General features: G+C 61.9%; 18 protein-coding genes. 1 reads left to right on the top strand and 17 read right to left on the bottom strand.

The features are described from left to right. Positions 1-16 precede the first annotated feature (16 nt). Positions 17-1,606, bottom strand: a complete 1,590-nt coding sequence (gene guaA, locus VXJ24_RS08665; protein WP_330972534.1) for a glutamine-hydrolyzing GMP synthase — start codon at positions 1,604-1,606, stop codon at positions 17-19. Between the two features lie 283 nt (positions 1,607-1,889). On the opposite strand from guaA, the gene VXJ24_RS08660 reads away from it, so the two are divergent. Further along, the gene (locus VXJ24_RS08660; protein WP_330972533.1) at positions 1,890-3,308 is read left to right on the top strand and encodes an LCP family protein; all 1,419 of its coding nucleotides are present in this window, start codon (positions 1,890-1,892) and stop codon (positions 3,306-3,308) included. A gap of 165 nt (positions 3,309-3,473) precedes the next feature. Here VXJ24_RS08660 and ychF read toward each other — a convergent pair whose 3' ends face one another. From ychF to VXJ24_RS08580, 16 genes are all read right to left on the bottom strand, one after another. Then, complete coding sequence (gene ychF, locus VXJ24_RS08655) at positions 3,474-4,550, bottom strand: redox-regulated ATPase YchF (protein WP_330972532.1); 1,077 nt, start codon at positions 4,548-4,550, stop codon at positions 3,474-3,476. Positions 4,551-4,594: 44 nt separating this feature from the next. Beyond that, positions 4,595-5,872 (bottom strand): 4Fe-4S binding protein, encoded by a 1,278-nt coding sequence (locus tag VXJ24_RS08650; protein ID WP_330972531.1) that lies wholly within the window; start codon positions 5,870-5,872, stop codon positions 4,595-4,597. Positions 5,873-6,060: 188 nt separating this feature from the next. Beyond that, positions 6,061-7,704, bottom strand: coding sequence for a chaperonin GroEL (gene groL, locus VXJ24_RS08645; protein ID WP_330972530.1), 1,644 nt, complete (start codon positions 7,702-7,704; stop codon positions 6,061-6,063). A gap of 60 nt (positions 7,705-7,764) precedes the next feature. Continuing rightward, positions 7,765-8,055: a co-chaperone GroES gene (locus VXJ24_RS08640; protein WP_330972529.1), complete on the bottom strand. Its 291-nt coding sequence runs from the start codon at positions 8,053-8,055 to the stop codon at positions 7,765-7,767. A 239-nt stretch (positions 8,056-8,294) separates the two neighbouring features. Beyond that, on the bottom strand, positions 8,295-10,232 hold the full coding sequence (locus VXJ24_RS08635; protein ID WP_330972551.1) for an NAD(+) synthase: 1,938 nt from the start codon (positions 10,230-10,232) through the stop codon (positions 8,295-8,297). A gap of 315 nt (positions 10,233-10,547) precedes the next feature. Continuing rightward, positions 10,548-11,300: an amino acid ABC transporter ATP-binding protein gene (locus VXJ24_RS08630; protein ID WP_330972528.1), complete on the bottom strand. Its 753-nt coding sequence runs from the start codon at positions 11,298-11,300 to the stop codon at positions 10,548-10,550. After that, positions 11,297-12,490 (bottom strand): amino acid ABC transporter permease, encoded by a 1,194-nt coding sequence (locus tag VXJ24_RS08625; protein WP_330972527.1) that lies wholly within the window; start codon positions 12,488-12,490, stop codon positions 11,297-11,299. The genes VXJ24_RS08630 and VXJ24_RS08625 overlap by 4 nt, the downstream gene beginning before the upstream one ends. Positions 12,491-12,574: 84 nt before the next feature. After that, positions 12,575-13,474: a transporter substrate-binding domain-containing protein gene (locus VXJ24_RS08620; RefSeq protein WP_330972526.1), complete on the bottom strand. Its 900-nt coding sequence runs from the start codon at positions 13,472-13,474 to the stop codon at positions 12,575-12,577. Between the two features lie 285 nt (positions 13,475-13,759). Next, the gene (tsaD, locus tag VXJ24_RS08615) at positions 13,760-16,234 is read right to left on the bottom strand and encodes a tRNA (adenosine(37)-N6)-threonylcarbamoyltransferase complex transferase subunit TsaD (RefSeq protein WP_330972525.1); all 2,475 of its coding nucleotides are present in this window, start codon (positions 16,232-16,234) and stop codon (positions 13,760-13,762) included. Between the two features lie 24 nt (positions 16,235-16,258). Then, a complete protein-coding gene (gene tsaE, locus VXJ24_RS08610; RefSeq protein ID WP_330972524.1) occupies positions 16,259-16,777 on the bottom strand; it encodes a tRNA (adenosine(37)-N6)-threonylcarbamoyltransferase complex ATPase subunit type 1 TsaE in 519 nt (172 codons plus the stop codon). A gap of 2 nt (positions 16,778-16,779) precedes the next feature. Next, on the bottom strand, positions 16,780-17,412 hold the full coding sequence (locus tag VXJ24_RS08605; protein WP_330972523.1) for a uracil-DNA glycosylase: 633 nt from the start codon (positions 17,410-17,412) through the stop codon (positions 16,780-16,782). Positions 17,413-17,482: 70 nt separating this feature from the next. After that, positions 17,483-18,643, bottom strand: coding sequence for an alanine racemase (gene alr / locus VXJ24_RS08600; RefSeq protein ID WP_330972522.1), 1,161 nt, complete (start codon positions 18,641-18,643; stop codon positions 17,483-17,485). Beyond that, on the bottom strand, positions 18,640-20,271 hold the full coding sequence (locus VXJ24_RS08595) for an NAD(P)H-hydrate dehydratase (protein WP_330972521.1): 1,632 nt from the start codon (positions 20,269-20,271) through the stop codon (positions 18,640-18,642). Before VXJ24_RS08595 ends, alr begins: the two co-directional genes overlap by 4 nt. Before the next feature lie 65 nt (positions 20,272-20,336). Further along, a complete protein-coding gene (gene acpS / locus VXJ24_RS08590; RefSeq protein WP_330972520.1) occupies positions 20,337-20,867 on the bottom strand; it encodes a holo-ACP synthase in 531 nt (176 codons plus the stop codon). 4 nt (positions 20,868-20,871) lie between these two features. Then, the gene (gene glmS / locus VXJ24_RS08585) at positions 20,872-22,722 is read right to left on the bottom strand and encodes a glutamine--fructose-6-phosphate transaminase (isomerizing) (RefSeq protein ID WP_330972519.1); all 1,851 of its coding nucleotides are present in this window, start codon (positions 22,720-22,722) and stop codon (positions 20,872-20,874) included. A gap of 155 nt (positions 22,723-22,877) precedes the next feature. Beyond that, positions 22,878-23,762, bottom strand: a complete 885-nt coding sequence (locus VXJ24_RS08580; protein ID WP_330972518.1) for an NAD(P)-dependent oxidoreductase — start codon at positions 23,760-23,762, stop codon at positions 22,878-22,880. Positions 23,763-23,818: the final 56 nt, after the last annotated feature.

Genomic DNA, 23,818 nt, shown 5'->3' with positions numbered 1-23,818 from the left:
GGAGTTCTGGTATCCGTCACTCCCACTCGATCGTTGCGGGCGGCTTCGGGGTGATGTCGTAGACGACGCGGTTCACGCCGTCGACTTCGTCGACAATGCGGCTCGAGATCTTTCCGAGCACATCGTAGGGAAGCTTTGCCCAGTCTGCCGTCATTGCGTCTGTGGACTCCACGGCACGGACGATGATCGGACGCTGGTAGGTGCGCTCGTCGCCCATGACGCCGACGGACTTGATGTCGGGAAGCACAGCGAAGTACTGCCAGCAGGCATGCTCGGAGTTCCTGTCTCCTGTCTCCTCGAAGAGGCGCTCATTGTAGGCATCGAGCTCCTCGCGCACGATGGCGTCTGCCTCCTTCAAGATGGCAAGCTTCTCCGGCGTGACCTCGCCGATGATGCGGATAGCAAGGCCGGGACCCGGGAAGGGCTGGCGCCAGACGAGCTTTGCCGGAAGACCGAGCGCAATGCCGAGCTCGCGCACCTCGTCCTTGAAGAAGTGGTCGAGCGGCTCGATGAGGTCGAAGTGGACCCCCTCGGGGAACGGGATCAGGTTGTGGTGGCTCTTGATCGTCGAAGCCTTGCCGCCGGTCTTTCTAGCGCCGGACTCGATGATGTCGGGATAGATCGTGCCCTGGGCAAGGTACTCGATGCCGTCGAGGTCCTGGGCGATGGAGAAGAACTCCTTCCAGAACTGCGTGCCGATGAGACGGCGCTTCTTCTCGGGGTCCGTCACGCCAGCAAGGAGCTCCTCATAGCGCTTCTCTGCATGGTCGTGGATCAGCGGCACATTGAACTGCTTGCGGAAGACCTCTTCGACCATCTCGGGCTCGCCGCGGCGCAGCATGCCGTGGTTCACGAAGACGCAGGTGAGCTGGTCGCCGATGGCACGGTGCACGAGCGCTGCCGTGACAGAGGAGTCGACGCCGCCGGAAAGTGCGAGGATGACCTTCCTGTCCCCTACCTCGGCACGAATCTCCTCCACCTTCTGGTCGATGATGTTGTCCATCGTCCAGGTGGCGGAGAGTCCTGCGATATCGAAGAGGAAGTGTTCGAGCATCTTCTTGCCATACTGCGTATGGCGGACCTCAGGATGGAACTGCGTCGCGAAGAGGCGGCGAGAAGCGCACTCCATGGAGGCGACGGGGCAGGTGTCGGTCACCGATGTGACGACAAAGCCTTCCGGCACTTCCTTCACGGCATCCCTGTGGCTCATCCACACGGTCTGCTCCTCGGGCGTGCCATCGAGAAGCTCAGAGTCTCCCGTGCGCTTGAGCTGCGCCGGGCCATACTCGCCCTTCTCGGTGTGGCCGACCTTGCCGCCAAGCTTTGCTGCCATGATCTGCTGGCCATAGCAGAAGCCAAGGACCGGAAGGCCAAGCTCGAAGACATCTGCATCCATGTCGGGCGCATCATCTGCATAGACAGAGGCCGGACCGCCCGAAAGGATGATGGCCGAAGGGGCCATGGCCTTGAGCTCCTCTGCCGAGATGTCGCAGGGGACAATCTCGGAATAGACATGGAGATCGCGGACACGCCTTGCAATCAGCTGCCCATACTGGGCGCCGAAGTCCAAGACGACGACGAACTGCTTTGGCCGAGCACTCTGCATTGCTGCCTCCGATAAGCGAGAGGTTCTTCTTGTCCACGTTCCATGATACGGCAAATGGAGACACCTCGCGTGCCGTGTATGGATGCCAAGCTTTTCTGCATACCGCTGCCCCGAATACACGGATGCCGCTCACCGCCAAAATGTTACCATTCAGGATATCCGCAGGTAGGGGCATTTGATGAACTTCAGTGCCTATTCAGTAAGCCGGTGGGTGACATGTCTAAGATGTAAGATTGCACAATGCCAAACGGTGGTGCATCCACCCCTACAAGGGAGACTTCTTTTGGCACACAGGAACAGAGGGCAGCTGGAACCTACAGCCGGTGCCCTGTCGCGCGATAACGGTCCGAGCCACTACGTGGCAAAGCGGGCCACGAAGAAGAAGCATTTCATTCTCCGCACGGTCCTCATCTGTGTGGTGGCAGTCATTGCCGTTGCAGGCGTCGCGTTCGCGAAGTTCTACAGCGATATCAACAGCAAGATCAAGGCGAACATCACGCCTGAGCTCGAGGCGCAGCTTACGGACTCCAAGGAAGTGTCGGAGCCGTTCTACATGCTGCTGCTCGGCGTGGACAAGAGCCAGGAGCGCGCCGATGAATGGGGCGACGATTCGTCGAACTTCAGGTCCGACACGATAATCCTCGCGCGCATCGATCCGAAGGACATGAAGGTCACGCTTGTCTCCATCGCCCGCGACACGATGGTGGACATGGGCGACTATGGCATGCAGAAGATCAACGCAGCCTATGCCCTGGGCGGCCCGAGCTATACGGTCCAGGTCGTCGAGAAATATGCCGGCGTCGATATCTCCCACTACGCAGAGGTGGACTTCGAGGCCCTGACAGCAATAGTCGATGGAATCGGCGGCATCGAGGTCACCGTACCGACCGACGTCGTGGACCCGCTCGCCAATGCGAACATCCAGGCAGGAACGCAAACCCTGAACGGCGAGCAGGCGCTTGCCCTCTGCCGCTCGAGGCATGCCTACGATGATTACGGTGCCGGCGACTTCTACCGCGCTGCAAACCAGCGTGCCGTCATCACCGCCATCATCAAGAAGGTTCTCTCCTCAGACCCGCTCACCATTGCCAACACCATCTCCAACCTCGCTGACGGTGTCTCGACCGATCTCGACGCCTCCCAGATCATCTCCCTTGCCCTCCAGATGAAGGACCTCGACGTGGACAACAACGTCTACTCCGGCCTGAATCCGACGGAGGGCGAGATGATTGACGGCATCTCCTACCAGGTCACCATCGAAGACGAATGGGAAGAGATGATGGAGCGCGTCGATAGCGGCGAGTCCCCCTACAAGAATGCCTCGGACGATCCGACAACAGGCGTCGCTGCAAGCGCAGGCGATGGCACGACGACCACGACGACGTCGACCGGCTCTGCAATGGACGACGTGGATGCCGTCCACAAGGGCGATATCGAAGTGCTGAACGGCTCTGGCGCGAATGGCGCTGCTGCCGCAGCCGCGAACCTGCTCGAGAAGGCAGGCTACACGGCGACGACCGGCGTCGCCGATTCCTCTGACTACCAGGAGATCACAATCGTCTACCGCGGCGACGACAGCATGGCCATTGCCAAGGGCGTCGGCGAGACGCTCTCCTCGCTCGGCACGATCAACTACGTGAACGACTCTTCGCACACCTACTCGTATACGGGAGACGTCCTCGTGATTCTCGGCAGCGACTAGCACCGAGACGCAGAGCGTCGACACACAAGAGGCTCCGGCATGATGCCGGAGCCTCTTTTCGTGGCTAGCAGGCCAATCTCAGCCCATCTCAGCTGCCCAGCTCCTTCATACGAATGAGGGGCCACACCCTGCGATGCAGCCCCTCAGAAAGTCTCTGAACCGTCTCTAGACGTTGAAGCGGAAGTGCATGACATCGCCGTCCTGGACGACGTAGTCCTTGCCCTCCATGCGCAGACGTCCTGCCTCGCGGGCCCCTGCCTCGCCGCCGAGCGTGACGTAGTCCTCATAGGAGATCGTCTCGGCCTTGATGAAGCCCTTCTCGAAGTCGGAGTGGATGACGCCTGCCGCCTCGGGAGCCTTGGCGCCGATGCGCACTGTCCAGGCCTTGACCTCCATCTCGCCGGCCGTGAAGAAGCTCTGAAGGCCCAGCAGATGGTAGGCAGCCTGCGCAAGCGTCTCGAGGCCGCTCTTCTCGAGGCCCAGAGACTCGAGATACTCCTTCGCCTCGGCAGGATCGAGCTCGGCAAGCTCTGCCTCGACCTCTGCGCAGATAGGGATGGGCTCCTGCCCGTCGATGGGCGCAAGCTTCTCTCCGAGCTGGTCCTCGTCGACATTTGCGACATAGAGGATCGGCTTCATCGAAAGAAGGAAGAGGTCATGTGCAGCCTTCTTCTCGTCCTCTGTCATATCGAGGTCGGCGGCACGCTTGCCTTCGTTGAGCCAGTCCTGGAGGCGCTTTGCGATAGCGAGCTTCGGGGCATTCTCCTTGTCGCGCTTGGCCTCCTTCTCGAGCTTCGGGATGGCACGCTCGAGCGTGCCGAGGTCGGCGAGGATGAGCTCCGTTGAGATCGTGTCCACGTCTGCTGCCGGATCGACGAACTCGCCGACACGCCCGGTCTCGCGCATGACATTGGGATCGGTGAAGTAGCGCACGACTTCGCAGATGGCATCGCAGTTGCGGATGTTTGCGAGGAACTGGTTGCCGAGGCCTTCGCCTTCGTTTGCGCCCTTTACGAGTCCTGCGATATCCACGAACTCGACGGTTGCCGGCACGATGCGGCCCGGATGCACGATGTCTGCGAGCTTCTGGAGACGCTCGTCAGGCACGTCGACGATACCGACATTTGGGTCGATCGTCGCGAACGGATAGTTGGCGGCAAGTCCGCCCTTCTTCGTGAGGGCAGTGAACAGTGTGGACTTGCCGACGTTCGGCAGGCCGACGATTCCGATGGACAGAGACACGTTCTATCTTCTCCTTCTTCTGGGGATGGCTTTGTGCGTGTTTGCTACTTCTTCGAGGAGGAATCCTCGCCGAAGGTATCGCCCAGGGCCTTGAGCGAACTGTCGAGGACCTTCTTGCCCTGCTGCTTGAGTTTCCTCACTTCGGCACGTTCGCGCTCGATCTCCTCTGCATGCGGATCGGGCACGACGAGGGCGGAGCCATCGGTGGGATGCATCTCGAGGGCGCCTTCCTTGCAGACCCTCGCGCAGACGCCGCAGCCGACGCAGTAGGCAGGCTCGATCTGGATCTTGCCGTCACGGTCGAGCTCGATCGCATGGAGGACGCAGGCCTCCGTGCAGTCGCCGCACATCGTGCACTTCGACATGTCGCAGGTCGGAAGCTCGCTCTTCATCTGCTTGGCAGGCTCGGGCCACTTCTGCAGCGCTGCCATGACAAGCTCGCGGCGCTGGGTGAGCATGCGGCGGTGGTGCTGGCTGTTCTGGACGCCGACTGCCTGCTCGAGCGAGCGGGTAAGCTCGTTCACGCGCTTCGTGTGGTTCTGAATCCTCTGCGCGACCGCCTGGGCACCATTGATTGCGGCATTGTGGCCGGCAACGAGGCTCGTGCCGGTGCGTGCGACCTGGCCCAGGAACTGGCTTCTCTTGTAGGCACGGGAGTACTCGTGGTCGAGCGCCTTCTCGTCCACCTCGAGGCCGCAGGCAGCGCCTGTGAGCTCCTCGGCGTAGGAGATAGCGTCGGTATAGGCCTCCTCGCCTGTCGTCGTGCGACAGCGGTCGCAGACACCGAGCGGCAGGTACACGGAGATGTTGTCATACTCCATGAAGAGGGAGAACCACAGCTCCTTCGAGAGTGCGCCGACGCACGGCAGGACGATCTCGTTTTCCTTCGGGATGCGCCCCAGAGCACGCGTGCAGGTGATATAGACATGGTCATGCGATGCTGCCTGCTTCGCGATGCTGTTGTAGAGCGTCTTCGGCATGAGCTTCTGGATCAGGAAGGCCTCGGTCGGGCACACAGCCGCGCAGAGTCCGCACTTCCTGCAGGACTCGTTCACGGTGAGCGCCGTCTCCGTGATCGAGATGGCATTGACCGGGCAGACATCCTGGCACTTCGTGCAGGCCTTCGGATCCTTGGATGCAACAGAGAGGCAGCGCACGGAGTTCGGACGCGGACGCTCCTTGTACTTCGACGGATCCCACTGCGGAGCCGTCTCCGGATCGAACGATATCCCGTTCATGACGGTCTCGACAGGCTTCGAGACAGCGCCCCAGTTGTTCGTGATATCGATGATGTCGTCCAGAAGATCGTGCTTCTCTGCCATGTATCCCCCTCTACGCATGAACCTGCTTATTGTACCGCGGAGGATGCCCGTTCTGCCGCTGCATTCACGAGCGCCCCTGCAAAGCGGGAAAAGAGCAGGAACGTCCCCCCTAACATGGGAAAAGGCTCCGGACGCCTTGTGGCATCCGGAGCCTTCCGAGTCAGATAGAGCTGTTCTGGCTGCAGCTATTAGTACATGCCGCCGCCCTGGCCGCCCTGAGCTGCTGCTGCAGAGATGGCCTCTTCGATCGTCGTGTCCTTCGGCACATCCGTGACCGTAGCCTCGGTGATGAGGATGAGGGAAGCGACAGATGCTGCGTTCTGCAGCGTGACACGGGTGACCTTGACAGGATCGAGGACGCCCATATCGATCATGTTGCCCCACTCGCCGGTTGCGGAGTTCAGGCCCTCGCCCTCAGGCAGGCCCTTGATCTTCTCGACGACGACAGAGCCTTCAAAGCCAGCGTTGGATGCGATGGTCTTGACAGGAGCCTCGAGAGCCTTGCGGACGATATCGACACCGATCTTCTCGTCGGCATCGGCGCACTCGACATCATCGAGCGCAGAGGCTGCCTCGAGGAATGCGACGCCGCCGCCGGCGACAATGCCCTCCTCGACTGCTGCACGGGTTGCCTGAAGAGCATCCTCGATGCGGTGCTTGATCTCCTTGAGCTCGACCTCGGTAGCAGCGCCGACCTTGATGACTGCAACGCCGCCAGCGAGCTTTGCCAGACGCTCCTGGAGCTTCTCCTTGTCGAAGTCAGAGGTCGTGTTCTCGATCTCGTTCTTGATCTGTGCGACACGCTCGTGGATAGCATCCTTCGAGCCATAGCCGCCGACGATCGTGGTATTGTCCTTCGTGATCTTGACGGACTTTGCACGGCCGAGCATCTCGGCGGTGACATCGGAGAGGTTGACGCCGAGCTCCTTCATGGCAACCTGGCCGCCGGTCACGATTGCGATGTCCTCGAGCATCCTCTTGCGGCGGTCGCCGTAGCCAGGAGCCTTGACGGCAGCGATGTTCAGCGTGCCACGGAGCTTGTTGAGGATGAGCGTGGCCAGAGCCTCGCCGTCGACGTCCTCAGCGATGATGAGCAGCGGAGCGCCCTGCTTCGAGACAGCCTCGAGGATCGGCAGGATGTCCTGGATGTTCGAGATCTTCTGGTCGGTCATGAGGATGTAGGGATCCTTGAGCTCGGCCGTCATGTTCTCGTTGTCCGTTGCGAAGTACGGGGAGATGTAGCCCTTGTCGAACTGCATGCCCTCGACGGTGTCGATGTCGATGCCGAAGGTCTGGGACTCGTCGACCGTGATGACGCCGTCCTTGCCGACGATCTCCATTGCATCAGCGATCTTCTCGCCGATCTCAGGGTCGGCAGCAGAGATGGTGCCGACAGCAGCGATCTGCTTCTTCGTGGAGATGGTGGTTGCGGAGGCGACCATCTTCTTCACGACAGCGTCGACTGCCTTGTCGATGCCGCGGCGCATTGCAATCGGGTTTGCACCAGCTGCGACGTTGCGGAGACCCTCGTTGACGAGGACCTGGGCAAGAAGCGTAGCGGTCGTGGTGCCGTCGCCGACCGTATCATTGGTCTTCGTGGCGACTTCCTTCACGAGCTGGGCGCCCATGTTCTCGACAGGGTCCTTGAGCTCGATCTCCTTGGCGACGGAGACGCCGTCGTTCGTGATGGTCGGAGCGCCATAGGAGCGCTGAAGCGCCACATAGCGGCCCTTCGGGCCCATCGTCGTGGTCACTGCGTCAGCCAGGGTGTTGACGCCCTTGGCAAGGCGGGCACGTGCATCCGTACCGAAGTTAATGTCCTTTGCTGCCATTTGTATCTCCTTGAAACCGGATAGCGTCCGCTATCCCTTTATCCTTCTGGATACGAAGCCTTAGGCCTCGATGATTGCGTAGATGTCCTCAGCACGGAGCAGCAGGTAATCCTCGCCGTCGAGCTTGACCTCGTTGCCGCCGAACTTGCCGTAGTAGACCTCATCGCCCGGCTTGACCTCAGGAACGATGCGCTCGCCCTTCATGTCGATCTTGCCAGAGCCGACAGCAACGACAGTGCCGCGCTGCGGCTTCTCCTGTGCACCGCTGGAGATGTACAGGCCGGAGGCCGTCTTCTCCTCCTTCGGTGCGGGCTTGACGAGTACACGATCTCCCAAAGGCTTCAAAGTCATGATGTTTGAACCTCCTCTATCGACGTCTTCATCAGACGTTGGAGGGTGTTCGGCCCTCCCTTTGCGAACGTCTAGAATCATACCCACATGCACGAAGTTATACCTTCAAAGAAGAAAAAATCTTCTATACGGCGCTTAGATTTTATGCCCCATAGATACTGACGCCCCACTGATTGCATATCCAGACATGGAGAAAGGGGCCTCGCGGTCCCCTTCTCCATTCCTTCAATGCATGGAAACTAGGCTTCTGCCTCTTCGAGCTCGGCAATCTGGCGCTCCCAGAGCGTCCAGACAGCATCCGAGGGCATGCGCAGGTCTCCTCTGGGCGATACGGCGACGGTGCCGACCTTCGGTCCATCCGGCAGGCAGCTGCGCTTGAACTGCTGCGCGAAGAAGCGGCGGCAGAAGATGCGCAGCCACTTCAGAATTGTCTTCTCGTCGTAGACGTCACCGAGTGCATAGACAGCAAGCCTGAACACCTTCTTCGGTGCAAAGCCGCATCTCAGCATCTGGTAGAGGAAGAAGTCATGGAGCTCATAGGGTCCGACAAGGTCCTCTGTCTTCTGGCTGATTGTGCCATGCGCCGTAGCGGGCAGAAGCTCGGGCGAGACCGGCGTTGCGAGCACATCGAGAAGCACTGCCGACTCCGTCTCGTTTCCGCAGGTATCTGCCACATAGCGCACGAGGTGGCGGACAAGCGTCTTCGGGACCGAGGCGTTGACGCCGTACATCGACATGTGGTCGCCGTTGTAGGTGGCCCAGCCCAGTGCCAGCTCTGAGAGGTCGCCCGTTCCGATCACGAGGCCGCCCTCCTGGTTTGCGATGTCCATCAGGATCTGCGTGCGCTCGCGGGCCTGCGAGTTCTCATAAGTCACATCCTGGACGCGCTCATCGTGGCCGATATCGGCGAAGTGCTGGCGCACCGCCGCATCGATCGAGACTTCCTTCAAGGTGGCACCCAGAGACTTCGTGAGCTCCGTCGCATTGGAATGCGTGCGCTTCGTCGTGCCGAAGCCCGGCATCGTGACCGCGATGATGCCTTTATGGTCGAGACCCAGGATATCGAAGGCACGGGCCATGACAAGAAGGGCAAGGGTGGAGTCGAGGCCGCCCGAGACGCCGACGACGGCGCACTTCGAATGCGTGTGGAAGAGCCTCTTCGCAAGACCCATGCTCTGGATCTGGAAGATGTCCTCGCAGCGCTCTGCACGCGTCGCCTCGTCGTCCGGCACGAACGGATGCGGATCGACGGCACGCGTGAGGCGTACTTCCGTCTTCTCGAGCGAGAAGCGCACCTGCCTGTATCCCGAAAGGGCCGGCAGCGAGCAGCTGAAGCTCGACATGCGCTGGCGCTCCTCTGCGATGAACTGGCAGTCGATCTCGCTCAGGCAGAAGCCGTCACCGAACGGCTTTGCCTCTGCGAGGATGTGTCCATCCTCGCAGATGAGGTTGTGGGCAGAGAACACGAGGTCCTGCGTCGACTCTCCCCAGCCGGCATTTGCATAGACATAGCCGCAGATGAGGCGGGCACTCTGGCCGGAGACGAGGCTGCGTCTGTAGGCAGCCTTGCCGACGATTGCATTCGAGCAGGAGAGATTGCAGATGAGGGTGGCGCCTGCCTGGGCATGGGCCACAGAAGGCGGCTCCGGCACCCAGAGGTCCTCGCAGATCTCTGCTGCGACGACGAGCTCGGGCATGGTCTCGCAGGAGAAGAGCTGCCGCGTGCCGAAGGGCACATTCACGAATCCCGCCACATCGATGGGTGTGACCTCTTCGGGGCCTGGCACGAAGTGCCTTCCCTCATAGAACTCGTTGTAGGTCGGAAGGAAGCGCTTCGGAACGATGCCGAGAAGATTGCCTGAATTCATGGCGCAGGCACAGTTGTAGAGCTTGCCCGAAATCCTGAGTGGCGCTCCACAGAAGATGAGGGCATCGAAATCTGCCGTCTTCTCCACGAGCTCTCTGAGCCCTGCCTCTGCCCCTTCGAGGAGCGCCTGCTGCAGGAACAGGTCTTCGCAGGTATAGGCCGTAAGGCATAGCTCGGGCAGGACGATGACCTTGGCGCCGGCAGAAGCGGCGCGCTCCACCGCCTCGAGGCACGAGCTTACATTGAACGGGACATCCGCCACGCGCACTTCGGGCGTCACGGCAGCTACCGGGACAAAGCCATCGGTCATGGTCATCCTCTCTCTTGGATGCCTAGCATCCTAGCATGAGAGCGCCTGGCATGGCACGCAGCCTCGATATCTTCCGTCAGAGGCCTGCTGCAGCTGCCCGAAAGCCATCGGCATGCAGCGGAGCCTCCCCGTACGGCACAAGACAGCCTCATGCAATCGTCTGCACGGCAGCTATGCGGCATCCTGCCAGATTCGCTTCCGTTATTTCTCTCTTATTGAAGTGAAGTGCGATTCGCTTCAATAAGAGCAACACCACGCACAAGAAGAAGGCAGCCCGGAGGCTGCCTTCTCGATGCTGCATATAGGTCTGTGCCGCTACTCGGAGAGATAGCGTGCGAGGAACTCGCGCGTTCGTGGCATCTTCGGATGCGTGAACATGTCCTCAGGCTTGCCCTGCTCGGCGATGACGCCCTGGTCCATGAAGACGACCTTGTCGGAGACGTTGCGCGCGAAGTCCATCTCGTGCGTCACGACGACCATCGTCATTCCTCCCTTGGCAAGGTCGCGCATGACGTTCAGGACCTCGCCGACGATCTCAGGGTCGAGAGCCGAGGTCGGCTCGTCGAAGAGCATAAGGTCCGGCTTCATGCAGAGGGCGCGCGCAATTGCGACACGCTGCTTCTGGCCGCCGGAAAGAGACACCACAGGAGCCTTCGCGAAGTCGGCAAGACCGACAGCCTCGAGGTTCTTCATGGCCTCCTTCTCGGCATCTGCCTTCGTGGCCTTCTTGAGCGTCACAGGCGCGAGCGTGCAGTTGTCGAGCACATTGAGGTTCGCGAACAGGTTGAAGCCCTGGAACACCATGCCGATCTTCTCGCGCAGGCGGTTCACGTTCACATGCTCTGCCGTCAGGTCCTCGCCGCGGAACCACACATGGCCCTCATCCGGCGTCTCGAGCAGGTTGATGCAGCGCAGGAGCGTCGACTTGCCGGAGCCCGAAGCGCCGATGATCGTGACGACCTCGCCGGGCATGACATCGAAGTCGATGCCCTTGAGCACCTCATGCTCGCCGAAGCTCTTGCGGAGCCCCTCGACGCGCACGACAGGCTGCGTCTTCTCTTCGCTCACTTCTCATCGCCTCCCTGGGCCTTGGCAACAGGCACATCGGACGTGCCGAGCACGACACGCTCGCCCTTGGCATCGAAGTGCTCGCCGAACTTGTTCAGGAGCTTCGTCGCGATCATCGTCAGGATCAGGTAGACGACGGCAGCAGCGATGTAGGGCTCCATCTGCTTGAAGTAGACGCCTGCAATCGTGCGGACAGCAAACGTGAGCTCGAGAACACCGATTGCCATGAGCACCGAGGAGTCCTTGATGTTGATGACAAGCTCGTTCGAGAGGGCAGGAATCGCATTCTTGATGCCCTGCGGGAAGACGACCTTGCGCATGGCCTGCCACTGGGACATGCCGAGCGAGCGTGCTGCCTCGGTCTGGCCCGGATCGACCGCCATGATGCCGCTCCTCAAGACCTCCATCATGTAGGCCGTGGAGTTCAGAGACACCGTCACGAGGCCGGCATTGAAGGGCGACCAGACTGCGAGGATCTGCGTCGGCGTCATGCCCTGTCCCGTCAGGAGTCCTGTTCCTGCATAGTAGATGATGAGGCCCTGGATCATCATCGGCGTGCCGCGCATGACGGCCGAATAGACCTTTGCGAAGCCGACGCCCACGACCTTCCAGAAGCGGACGAAATCGTTGTCGGAACGGTCGATCTCCATGAGCCGGAGGAACACGAGGCCAAGGGACAGGAAGAAGGCGACGACGGTGCCGATGACGGCAATCTCGATCGTGCCGAGGATGCCCTGGATGAACGTATCCCTCATCTGGTAGAGCATGTAGAACATCGACGCGAGGAAGTCCGTCGGATTCGAGTCCGATGAGATCGAGCTGCTCAGCAGATCGGAGAGGCCGATGATGCCACGGTCGACGAAGAAGATGCCCACAATCGCCCAGACGATGTAGGAGCAGATGCGCTCTGCCTTCTTGGCTTCAGGCTTCGTGAAGGGCGAGGTCTCGGCGTAGGCCGTCCCCTTCCACTTCGCAAGCTTGTTCACAAGTGCCACAGCCGACACGGCAAGCCATGCCAGAAGCACGTAGTAGAGGATGGATTCGACCGCGTAGGACCTGAGCAGGAAGCTCGATGGGGAATGGGGCTGGTTTGCCAGCGCCAGGCCCACGCAGGCGATGGCGGAAGTGCCGAGGAAGACATAGCGGTGGTCTTCCTGCACGAACCGCGCGAATCCGCGTTTTTTGGCCATTGAGAGTACGCTCCTTTGCCGCAAAGGCATCCCCTGCAGAGAATGTGCAGAGGATGCCTGCCTTGTTGGTATCTTGTGGTCTTCCTACTCCGGAAGGCGTGCCTGCACGTCGTCCCAGACCTTCTGGCGCTCGTCCTGGGAGACGCCGTCGATGAGGTCATTGATCGTGGCAAGCGTGTCGTCGTTGCCCTTGGCGATGCCGGCGTTGATCGGTGCATCCTCCTGGAAGAGAATCTTGGAGCCGTTGATCTGGACAGCGACAAGGCCCGGGTTCGAAGCGAGGATGCCCTTCTCGTTCTCGACGTCGAACGTGATGGCGTCGCAGGCGCCGGAGTTCAGGCTCGAGATCTGGGCAGGGACGGAGTCGACCGGCGTCAGGTGATTCACGCCGTCGATCTCGTCGATGACATCATCCAGCAGCGTATCGCGCTGGCCGAGGACGGCGGCACCGGCGAAGTCGGAGAGGCTCGTCGCGTTCTGGTACTTCGAGCCCTCCTTCACGAGCAGGCCGTAGTGGCCGGTCCAGTAGGCATCGGAGAAGTCGATGGACTGGCGGCGCTCATCCGTTGCCGTCATGCCGGCGCAGATGAGGTCGATCTGGCCGTTCTTCAGGGCCTCGACGAGGCCGGAGAACTCCATCTTGACTGCGACAGGCTCGAGATCGAGCTTGTCTGCGATGAGCTTCGCGAAGTAGATGTCATAGCCGTCAGCATAGGCACCGGACTGTCCCTCGACGGGAATCGTGTTGTCCGTGGCCTCGGAGACCTGCCAGTTGAACGGAGGATAGGCGACTTCCATGCCGACACGCATCGTGCCGTTGTCGCCGAAGCTTGCCTTGGACGAGCTGGAATCGGAGCTTGAAGAGCTCGTCGTGGCGGTCGACGGGCCGCAGGCAGTCAGAAACGTTGCGCCACCGAGAGAGATGGCGGTAAGGCCAGAGGCCTTGAGGAAATTGCGGCGCGTGAATGCATGGCTTTCGAACATGGCAGATCCTCCTGTGGTAGATATATCCCTTCTGTACACGCAACCGGAGGGGACCCATTCCCCTCCCCCTTGCAACTGAATGCGAGAAAGCTACGGGTACCAGGCTCAAAGGATACAGCCCTTTTCAGGATGCGCCCAAAAAACTTTGATGAGGGAAACAACGCTGTAACTGCCTGCACAGAAAAGGGGCTGTCTTCCTGCGCAAAGAGGGGACCTCCCGCTTTCCGCCGGAAGTCCCCTCCATAAAAACCATCACATTCCTGATATATGTGCGCTGCTTCTGCGCTACTTCTTGGCCTTGAGCCACGCCTGCTCGCCCTGCCAGACGACCGGGTGCTCCGGGCTTGACCAGTCGCCGAGCTTCGAGTTGGGGTGCGCATCGAGCGAAAGGTCGCCGAAGGCGCCTGCCTTATAGGAGCGCAGCGCCACAAGCGCGATCATCGCGCCATTGTCGCCGCAGGCACGAAGGGGCGGCACCGTGACGCGCACGCCCATGCGCCCGAACGTCTTTTTGTAGGCCTCGCGCAGCTGCGGGTTCGCAGCGACGCCGCCGCCGACGCAGAAGTCGGAGACGCCGGTCTCCTCCACAGCCTGCTTTGCCTTTGCGACCTGCACATCGATGACGGCAGCCTCGAAGGAGGCAGCAAGATCGGGCAGGTTGATGGCGCGGCCTGCCTTGTTCTCGCCCTCGATGTAGGTGATGACGGAGGTCTTGAGGCCGGAGAGGCTGAAGGCATAGTCGCCCGAGTGCATCATCGCACGTGGGAAGTGAATGGCACGGGGGTTGCCCCCTGCCGCAAGGCGGCTGATGACAGGGCCGCCCGGATATCCCAGGCCCAGGGCCTTGGCAACCTTGTCGAAGGCCTCGCCCACGGCGTCGTCGATCGTCTGGCCGAGCACCTCATAGTCTCCCCAAGCCTTCACGTGCACAAGCATCGTGTTGCCGCCGGAGACAAGGGAGGCCACGAACGGAGGCTCCAAGTCGGGCGTCTCGAAGAGGTTTGCAAAGAGATGCCCCTCGAGGTGGTTCACGGGAATGATCGGCAGGCCGCAGGCAGCGCAGAGGCCCTTCGCGAAGGCGACGCCGACGACAAGGGCTCCGACCAGGCCTGGTCCCGACGTCACGCCGACCGCAGCCAGATCTGACGGAGCAAGCGTATCTGCGCCGTAGTGCGCACCGGCGCGGGCAAGCGCCTCCTCGTAAACGCCGACCAAGGCCTCGACGTGCTTCCTGCTTGCGATCTCCGGCACGACGCCGCCGAAGCGGGAGTGGAAGTCGACAGATGTTGCCACGACGTTCGAGATGATCTGTCCCTCGTGGTCGATGACGGCCATGGCGGTCTCATCGCAGGAGGACTCGATCGAAAGGATCAGAGGGGATGCGGCCTTGATGGCTGCTGCCACATCTTCCGTCCTCGGCGCGACCTGGATCGGCCACGGGCGGATCGATGCAGCCGGCACGGGTGCCTTCCCCATGCCTTCGGGGTCTGCTGCAAGCGGGAGCGCCACCTTCAGGATCAGTGCTGCCGTATCAGGCCCATAGTAGCCAGGACGCCTGCCTGCCTCCTTGAAGCCAAGCTTCGCATAGCAGGCACGTGCAGCCTCATTTGCCTCGTCGACCTCGAGCGATGCGGTCTCGGCGCCGAGCATCTCGCCGTCGTAGACGACACGCGACACCAGACGCGACGCGATGCCTTCATGGCGACGATCCTTCGCTACCGCCACATCCTCGATCTCGAAGTCGGCACCGGCAAGCACGCCTCCGGCATAGCCGATGATCTTCTCCTGGTCATGGGCCACCCACCAGCTCCTGCCAGGCTGCGAGATCTCCTCGAAGAAGGCATGCTCGCTCCAGGGCGTGTGGGAAGATCCTCCAAAGATCTCTGCCTCGAGTGCCGCCACAGCGCCGCAGTCGTTTACCGTCATCGGACGCAGCTGCGTATGGATGGAGCCGAGCATATCGTCGACGCCCGTGATATCCACGGATGCCGGCTTCTTGAGGCCGAGCCGCTTGCGCTCGTTCTCCTCTGCATCGGAAAGCCTTGTATAGAGCGGAAGCACGAGGGCAGGATCGCCATCGCCGCGGGCGGCACCTTCCGCCGCTGCTGCCGACATGAGGCCCTCCCCCGTCGGGAACCAGAGTGCCTCGTCGACGAAGCGGGCAAATCCTGCCTTCTCGAAGAGGCCCTTGTACTTGATGAGGCCGTTTCCTGTGAGCTGAAGCTCGTCCTTGCCGGCAAGCCCTGCCCAGGCATCTGCTGCCGCATCGGCCTTGAGGACGGTCTCGCGCACGAACGTGCGCTTCACGCCTGCCTCGGTAAGCTCATAGATGCCAGGGTAGACCTCATGGCGCATCGCATCGTTCACGACGCCGAGCATGCCACGGACTCCTGCGTGCCAGGCAGCCCAGGCTGTCGCATCGAGCGTCGAGGCACCCCAGAGGGCGCACCCAAGCCCCGAAGCGATGCCCTTAGCCGTGGCGATGCCGATGCGGACGCCCGTGAAGGAGCCAGGACCGCGTCCAACGATCACGGCGTCGACATCTTCCATCGCAGCGCCCGCCTCGGCCAGGACATCGAGCAGGGTCTGCACCAGCTCGACATTGGCCTGGCGGCGGCACATATGGTCACCTGTGGCAAGAAGCTGGGCCTGAGGCGTCTTCCCAGGCTCCTCCTTCCAGGCAGCCGCTGCTGCGGCGAGCATGTCCGTCGATGTATCGAGCGCCAGCACAAGGCGCCCTTCTGTCTTCTCGTACCTCATGAAGAAGCTCTCTTCTGTCTCGTTCTATTCTGTGCGGGCACAGGCATCTTGAAGCTCGCTCACGAGCTCGTCTGCACGCGTGCCATGCGGCGCGAATGTGATGCGCCTTGGGGGCTCCACGCCTTCTGCCACCTCATCGTCGAGGCGCTCTATCGTCACATCGAGCCTCTCGTCGCCGAGTTCGCTCTCGAACTGCTCGCCCCATTCGATGAGGCAGGGGCCGTCGCCGCCGAGCACATCGAAGAGGCCCGTATCCTCGAGCTCGCCTGCATCATCGAGGCGGTAGAGGTCAAAGTGGTAGAGCGGAAGCTCTTTTCCCTCGTAGACCATCTCGATCGTGAAGGTCGGGCTCGTGACGTCGTCCTCAATCCCCATGCCCCGGGCTACGCCCTTCGTGAGCTGGGTCTTGCCAGCGCCGAGGTCTCCCGTGAGCACGAGCACGTCTCCCGCCCGGAGCAGATGTCCGAGCACCTCGCCCAGCCCCTGGGTCTCCTCGGCAGAGGCGCTCTTATAGGTCTTCTCATCTATCGTCTGAGGCAGCATCGCTAGCCCCTTCCTATTTCCTGCTTCTCGGGGCTTGCCGGATGCTCGCGCAGCCACTGTCCGAGATAGGCGAAATCCTCGTCGAGATACTGCTGCCACTCGCGGTGGTAGAGCGCCGCTGCCGGATGGAAGACCGGCAGCACGTTGAAGTGCCCGGTCTGATGCATGCGGCCGCGGAGGCTCGATATGCCCTCCTCGGTCCTGAGCACGAAATGCGCTGCGAAATTGCCGAGGCAGACGATCACATCAGGCCAGATCGAACGGATCTGCTCGCGCAGGAACGGCGAGCAGGCAACGATCTCTTCCGGCTTCGGATTGCGGTTCGAAGGCGGCCTGCATTTGAGGACATTGGCGATATAGACGTCCTCGCGCCTGAGCCCTGCCAGAGAGAGCAGATCGTCGAGGTTGTGTCCGGCAGCGCCGACGAACGGCTCTCCCTGGAGGTCTTCATTCCTGCCAGGGGCCTCGCCTATGAACATGACGCGGGCATTGGGATTGCCGACACCGAAGACGATGTTCGTCCTCGTCTGGCCCAAGGGACACCGCTCGCAGTCTCCGAGCACGGCCTCGATCTCCTCGAGCCGCACCTCGCGGGGCTTCTGATGCTCATGCCCCGGAATCTGCATGATTGCCATCCTGCTCTCCCCATCCAAAAGGCTGGGGCGCGGCTTCTTCGCACGGGTGCGCCGTGCCTGGGGCCGTGCCTCAGACATACAGCTTTTCCAGACGCAGGCCGAAGTCGCAGGTGACCTCGTAGTTGATCGTGTGGCGCCTGTCTGCCATCTCGTCTGCTGTGATCTCTTCCTGGCCGTCGCGGCCAAGCACGGTCACGACGTCGCCTTCAGAGAGCGGCACAGCATTGCCGAGCGTATGGGCACCCGGCGCGTCTGCTGCGAACATGAACTGGTCCATGCAGATCTTGCCAACCTGCGCACACCTCTTCCCATGCACGAGCACGTCCATGTTGTTCGAGAGCAGGCGCGAGAGGCCATCGGCGTAGCCGATGTTCACAGTCGCGATCTGCGTGCCCTTGTACGGGATGCGGTAGGTCATGCCGTAGCCGACACCCTCGCCGACCTCAGGCATCGTAACGCGCGTGATGCGAGCCTTCACGGACATGACAGGCTCGAGCGAGATATAGGGTGCCGTCGACTCTGCCGGCTGCATGCCGTAGAGGCCGACGCCGACACGGCACATGTCCATCTGCAGTTCCTTGTGGAGGATCGTGCCGGGCGTATTGTCGCAGTGCACAAGGCCGCAGGAGAAGCCTGCTGCCTTGAGTGCATGCACGGTATCGGAGAACCTGCGCGCCTGGAGCACGAAGTCCCAGTCATCCGGCACATCGGCCGTGGCGAAGTGCGTGAACGTGCCTGCGCACTCAAGGCCGCGATGGAAGTCGATCGAGCGGCGGAACTCGACGGCATCCTCCGGACGCACGCCGATGCGGTTCATGCCGGAATCGATCGCGAGGTGGTACTTGCCTACCTTGCCAGCAGCAGCTGCTGCCTCGCCAAAGGCAAGCGCGAAATCGGAGGTATAGACAGAGGGCATGATATCGTAGCCGACAAGCGTGTCCACGGCCGTCACCGGGGGCTGCGCAAGCATGAGGATAGGCTCCTCGATGCCGGCGCGCCTGAGCTCGACGCCTTCCTTCACGGTTGCGACGGCGAACTGCTGGGCTCCTGCCTTTGTCATCTCCTTCGCGCACCTCACGGCGCCGTGGCCATAGGCATCGGCCTTCACGACGCACATCATGCGCACGCGCGGGTCTATCTGGGCGCGGAAGGCACGGACATTCTTCTTGAGGGCCGAAAGGTCGATCTCGACCCAGGCCCACCGGTCATCGGGACACGCAATCTCTGTCATAGCGAAGGCTCCTGGTCCTCGGCGGCACCAGCGACAAGCGAGGAGACATGGTCCTCGAGCTCGTCGACAGCCAGGCCGACTTCGTCTGCAATATCTCCTGCCATCACGCCGCGGCTGCCATAGCGCTTTGCGGCACGGCTGCCGGCAACGGCGTGGACCTCGCAGCCAAACGCTGCGATAAGGGGCAGATCCTCGATGTCATCCGGCATGCGGGCAAGAAGCGCGCAGATGATGCCGCCAAGCACATCGCCCGAACCTGCCGTTGCAAGGCTTGCTGTGCCCGGCTCAGGCAGAAGCGCTGCCTCGACGCCGACACAGGCTGTCGCTGTGCCCTTTGCGACGACGCAGAGTTCAGATCCGCCATCTGCCCAGACGATGCGGCGTGCCGCCTCGAGGGCAGCAGTCAGCGAGTCAGGCGGCGTATCGGCAAGGCCGACAAGGCGTCCGAGCTCGCGGCGGTGCGGCGTGAGCACAAGCGGGGCGTCTCGCCTCGTGACCTCCGGGAACTCATCGAGATGCCCATTCGTGAGGCGTGCGAGGCAGTTGAGGCCGTCGGCGTCGACGACAAGCGGCGCCTTGGAATTGATGAGGGCGGAGACGACCGCAACCGTGCCGCCCGTGACACGCATGCCAGGGCCCACGAGCGTGGCAGAGCTGCGCTCTGCGAGCTTCAGGATCACCGGGCGTGCTGCTGCGGAGAATGTGCCATCCTGCTCTGCTGCGACGCCGACGACCGGCACCTCGGGGAGCTGCATCTGGATCAAGGGTGCGATCGTCACCGGCACGGCAAGCGTCACGTAGCCAGCACCGGCACGGGCTGCTGCCTTTGCTGCCATGACGGCAGCACCGGGATAGCGGGAAGATCCTGCAACCACAAGTACGGATCCCCTGCTGTATTTGTCCACATTGTTCGTATGGGGGGCAACGACATCTGCGTAGTCGGCGGGCTCGACACGCCAGGCCGTGGGGTCATTGTCGAGAACCGTGCGCTCTGTCTGCTCTGCGAGTGGCGCCACGATGATGCCGCCTGTGACATCCCTTCCCTCATCGGAGATGAGGCCCGGCTTGAGGCACAGCATCGTCACGGTCTCGTCTGCCACGATGCAGGCGCCGGGTGCATGCCCGGTCTGTGCAGAGAGGCCAGATGGCACATCGATCGAGACGACTGGCACGCCGGCGGCGTTCACGGTGTCGATCCAGATATCGAAAGGCGGCTTCGGCTCCCCGTGGAAGCCCGTGCCGAGCATGGCATCAAGGACAAGGTCGGACGAGGAGAGGATCTCCATGAGGTCCTCGCGCGGAGGCCCGACGACGATCTCGACGCCGGCATCTTCTGCGCTCTTGGCGACGAGGCGGGCAAGATCGCTCTTGATCTCTTCGGGCTCGACAGGAGAGACGACCGTCACGCTGTAGCCATGGCTCTGGAGCACCTGCGATGCCACCCAGCCGTCCCCGCCATTGTTGCCGAAGCCGACAAGGATCGCGACCGCACGGACGTCTTCGAGACGCATGACCTCTTCGGCAGCGGCTCCTCCCGCACGGCGCATGAGCTCCGATATGCTCACGCCCTGTTCCGAAAGCCCATTCTCGACGGCCTTCACGTCCTCCACGTTCAGGACTGGTTGCACGATGATCCTCCTTAGCCCAGGCAAGGCGGGCGCCTCGCTGGTCAAAGATTTTAGTGCATATAGGCCTATCTGTCCTGAACCTTCGTCTCCTCGCCAGAATTGGCAGCGCCTTGGGCCTCCACAGCGTCGAGCTCATCGAGGACGCTTCTGGCCTTCCTGAAGGATTCCGCAAGATCGCGCTGCGGATCGGGCGTCTCCTCCTTCTTGGGACGCACGGCCTCGGTCACAGCCACGGCATTCGCAACCGCAAGCTCGCGCGTGAACGAGAGCGAGAGCGCGACCTCCTGAATGCCCTGCTTCTCTGCAATCTCCCTGGCACGTCCAGCAAGGATGCACTTCGGACGCCCCGCTGCATCGCGTGCGACCGAGACGTCCGCATATCCTATGCCCTGGGAAAAACCAGTTCCCAGGGCCTTGAGCACAGCCTCGCGTGCAGCGAAGCGTGCAGCATAGTGCTCGGCAGGGCGGGCCGACGAGTCGCAGTAGTCGCGCTCTTCCTTCGTGAAGAGCCTTGTCCTCATGGACGGCGTGCGCTCGAGCGCCCGTGCCATCCTCGGAATCTCTACGATATCGACGCCGATCCCCGCCAGTGCCATATGCCTACTCCACTGTCACCGATTTTGCCAGGTTGCGCGGCTTGTCCACATCGCAGCCGCGATCGAGCGCGACATAGCGGGCAAGCATCTGCAGGTGCACGACAGCAACGAGCGGCACGAGGAACTCCTCGGGCACCGGAGGCACCCAGAGCACGTTCGAGCACAGCGGCACGACGTCCTCGTCGCCGTCTGTCGCGACCCCTATTACAGTAGCACCGCGGGCGATGCATTCCTGGATATTGGATATGGTCTTGTCGTGGACATGGTCGGCAGGCACGATCGCGACGACCGGGAAGCCGGGCTCGAGAAGGGCGATCGGGCCATGCTTCATCTCTCCTGCCGCATAGGCCTCGGCGTGGAGGTAGCTGATCTCCTTGAGCTTCAGGGCTCCTTCTGCGGCGGTCGTGGAGTTCACGCCACGGCCCAGGAAGAGGGCCGAGTGGGCGCGTCTGAAGACGCGGGCGGCCTCCTTGTCCTGCCAGCTGCGCTTGAGCACGGTCTCCATGAGGCTGGGCACGCACTCGAGGTCATGGAACTTCTTCTCGACCTCTTCGGCAGAAAGGGCGCCCCGTGCCTGTGCAAGGCGAAGTGCCAGGAAGGCCGCACCCACCATCTGTGCCGTATAGGCCTTCGTCGAGGCGACGCAGACCTCAGGGCCCGCCTGGATATAGAGCGTGCCGTCAGACTCGCGCGCAGCGGTCGAGCCCAGCACGTTCGTGATTGCAAAGATCTTGCAGCCAAGGCCCCTGAGCCGGCGCGCTGCCGTCAGGGTATCTGCCGTCTCACCCGACTGGGTGATGATGACACAGAGAGTATGGTCGGTCACGAGGACCGTGTCCTTGTAGTTGAGCTCAGAGGCCTGCTCGACGACGACCGGAATCTTTGCCCAGTTCTCGATGAAGTCGCGGGTGATGAGGCCGACATGGTAGGACGTGCCGCAGGCGACGACGTAGACCTTGTCGATCTGGGAGAGCTCCTCGCTCGTGAGCGTCAGCTCGTCGAGCTCGATGCCATGCTTGCCGAGACGGTCCTTGAGAAGGCGGCGGATTGCCTCAGGCTGCTCTGCGATCTCCTTTGCCATGAAGTCCGGGTATCCGCCAAGCGTGGCTGCAGAGGCATCCCAGTCGACCGCAAGCTTCGTCGGTTCTGGCACCGGCGTGCCCTCCGCATCGATCACATCGCAGGTGCCATCCTCGTGCAGGCGTGCAAGCTGCCCATCCTCGAGCTGGATGACCTCCTTCGCCTTGCCGGCAAGCGCTGTGATGTCAGAGGCCGCATAGCAGCCGTCAGGCGTCTCGGCGATGACAAGAGGAGAGCGGCGGCGTGCGCAGACAATCTCTCCCGGCGCCTCTGCCGAGATGACAGCAACCGCCCAGGAGCCTTCAAGGCGCGAGACTGCGATGCGGGCGGCCTCGAGGAGGTCATGCCCCGCAGGTCCTGCCAGGGACTCCTCGACGAGGTGCGCTATGACCTCGGAGTCGGTATCGCTCTTGAACTCATGGCCCGAAGCGATGAGCTGCGCCCTGAGCTCACGGAAGTTCTCGATGATGCCGTTATGGACGATAGCGGTACGGCCAGTGCAGTCCACATGCGGATGGGCATTGCGGTCGGACGGCGCCCCGTGCGTTGCCCACCTTGTATGGGCAATGCCCGACGTGCCGACGAGATTTGCGCACTCTGTGCGCTGGGCGAGCGTCGCGACGCGTCCTGCGCACTTGACGCCGTGGAGCTCTCCATCAGGAGAGAGCACCTCGACGCCTGCCGAATCGTATCCACGGTACTCGAGGGACGCGAGTCCCTTGAGGAGAAATGGTCTTGCCTGCTTGGTGCCGACGTAGCCGACGATGCCGCACATGGAGAGCCTCCTTGCTGACAGTGCATGCTCATTTGGTATGAAGTCTAACTTGCAGACAGACCAATTCTAGCAGAGCAGCTGCTGCGTTCCCATATGGTATGAAGCTTTCATGCAAGACATACCAATTCTAGCCCTTCGGCACGCTATCAATCGCTTCAGGCGTTTCTGCCCGCGAAGAGCTCATGCGCCTTCGCGACGGCGGTCTCGGCCATCTCTTCGACCGTCTCCGCCATGCAGAACGCCATGTGCTGCACGAGCACGGTATTCGGGAACTGCCTGAGGCATGCCATGTCACGGTTCGTCCCCCGAACGGTTGAAGTGGCAGATTCCCTGCTCCCCCTCGAAGACATCCATCGCATGGGCGCCGATCTTGCCCGATCCGATGCCTCCTGCAAGGGCAGAGACATCCATGAATCGGGGTGGGCTATATTCACGAGCATCACCCCATCCTCCATCTCGGCAAGCGATTCACGGGACACCAGCTGGTGGTTTGCAGGCGTTGCCGGCACATGGAAGGAGATCGCGTCGGACGCACGGAAGAGCTCATCCTGCGATACATAGGCAGCGCGCTTCGCGACTTCAGGGTTCACATGATGGCCTGTGGCCCGAATCTCGCAGCCAAAGCCGGAGAGCCTCTGCACGACGGCAGCGCCGATGGCGCCGGTACCGACGACGCCCACGGCAAGAGAGGAGAGCGTCCTGCCTTCGAGCCCTCTGAGCGAATAGTCGTTCACGTTCTGCTGGCAGACCGCAGCCTTGTGGTGCCTGAGGGCCACGAGCATGGGCATGAGCGTGAAGTCAGCGACAGAATCAGGCGCATAGTGCGCATTGCCGACCGCAATGCCGAGACGTGCAGCAGCATCGAGGTCGATATGGTCCATGCCGATGGTGCGGGTGACAAGCACATGCACGCCACGGCCTGCAATCTTGGAGAGGAGCTCCTCGCCGTAGCGGCACTTGTCCCAAGACCAGCGCTGCATCGGCCCCATCGAGCACGTCCAGATGGTCTGGCAGAAGGCCGCACTCGAGCGTGAGCGCATCCACAAAGGGAAGCTTCTCCACACGCTGGAATGCCTCGGCCTCGTCCGGTCTGGCC

The organism is Olsenella kribbiana, assembly GCF_036408795.1.
Lineage (GTDB): Bacteria > Actinomycetota > Coriobacteriia > Coriobacteriales > Atopobiaceae > Olsenella_L > Olsenella_L kribbiana.
Note: the sequence above shows the minus strand (reverse complement) of the source record. Positions and strands in the feature narration are given on the sequence as shown.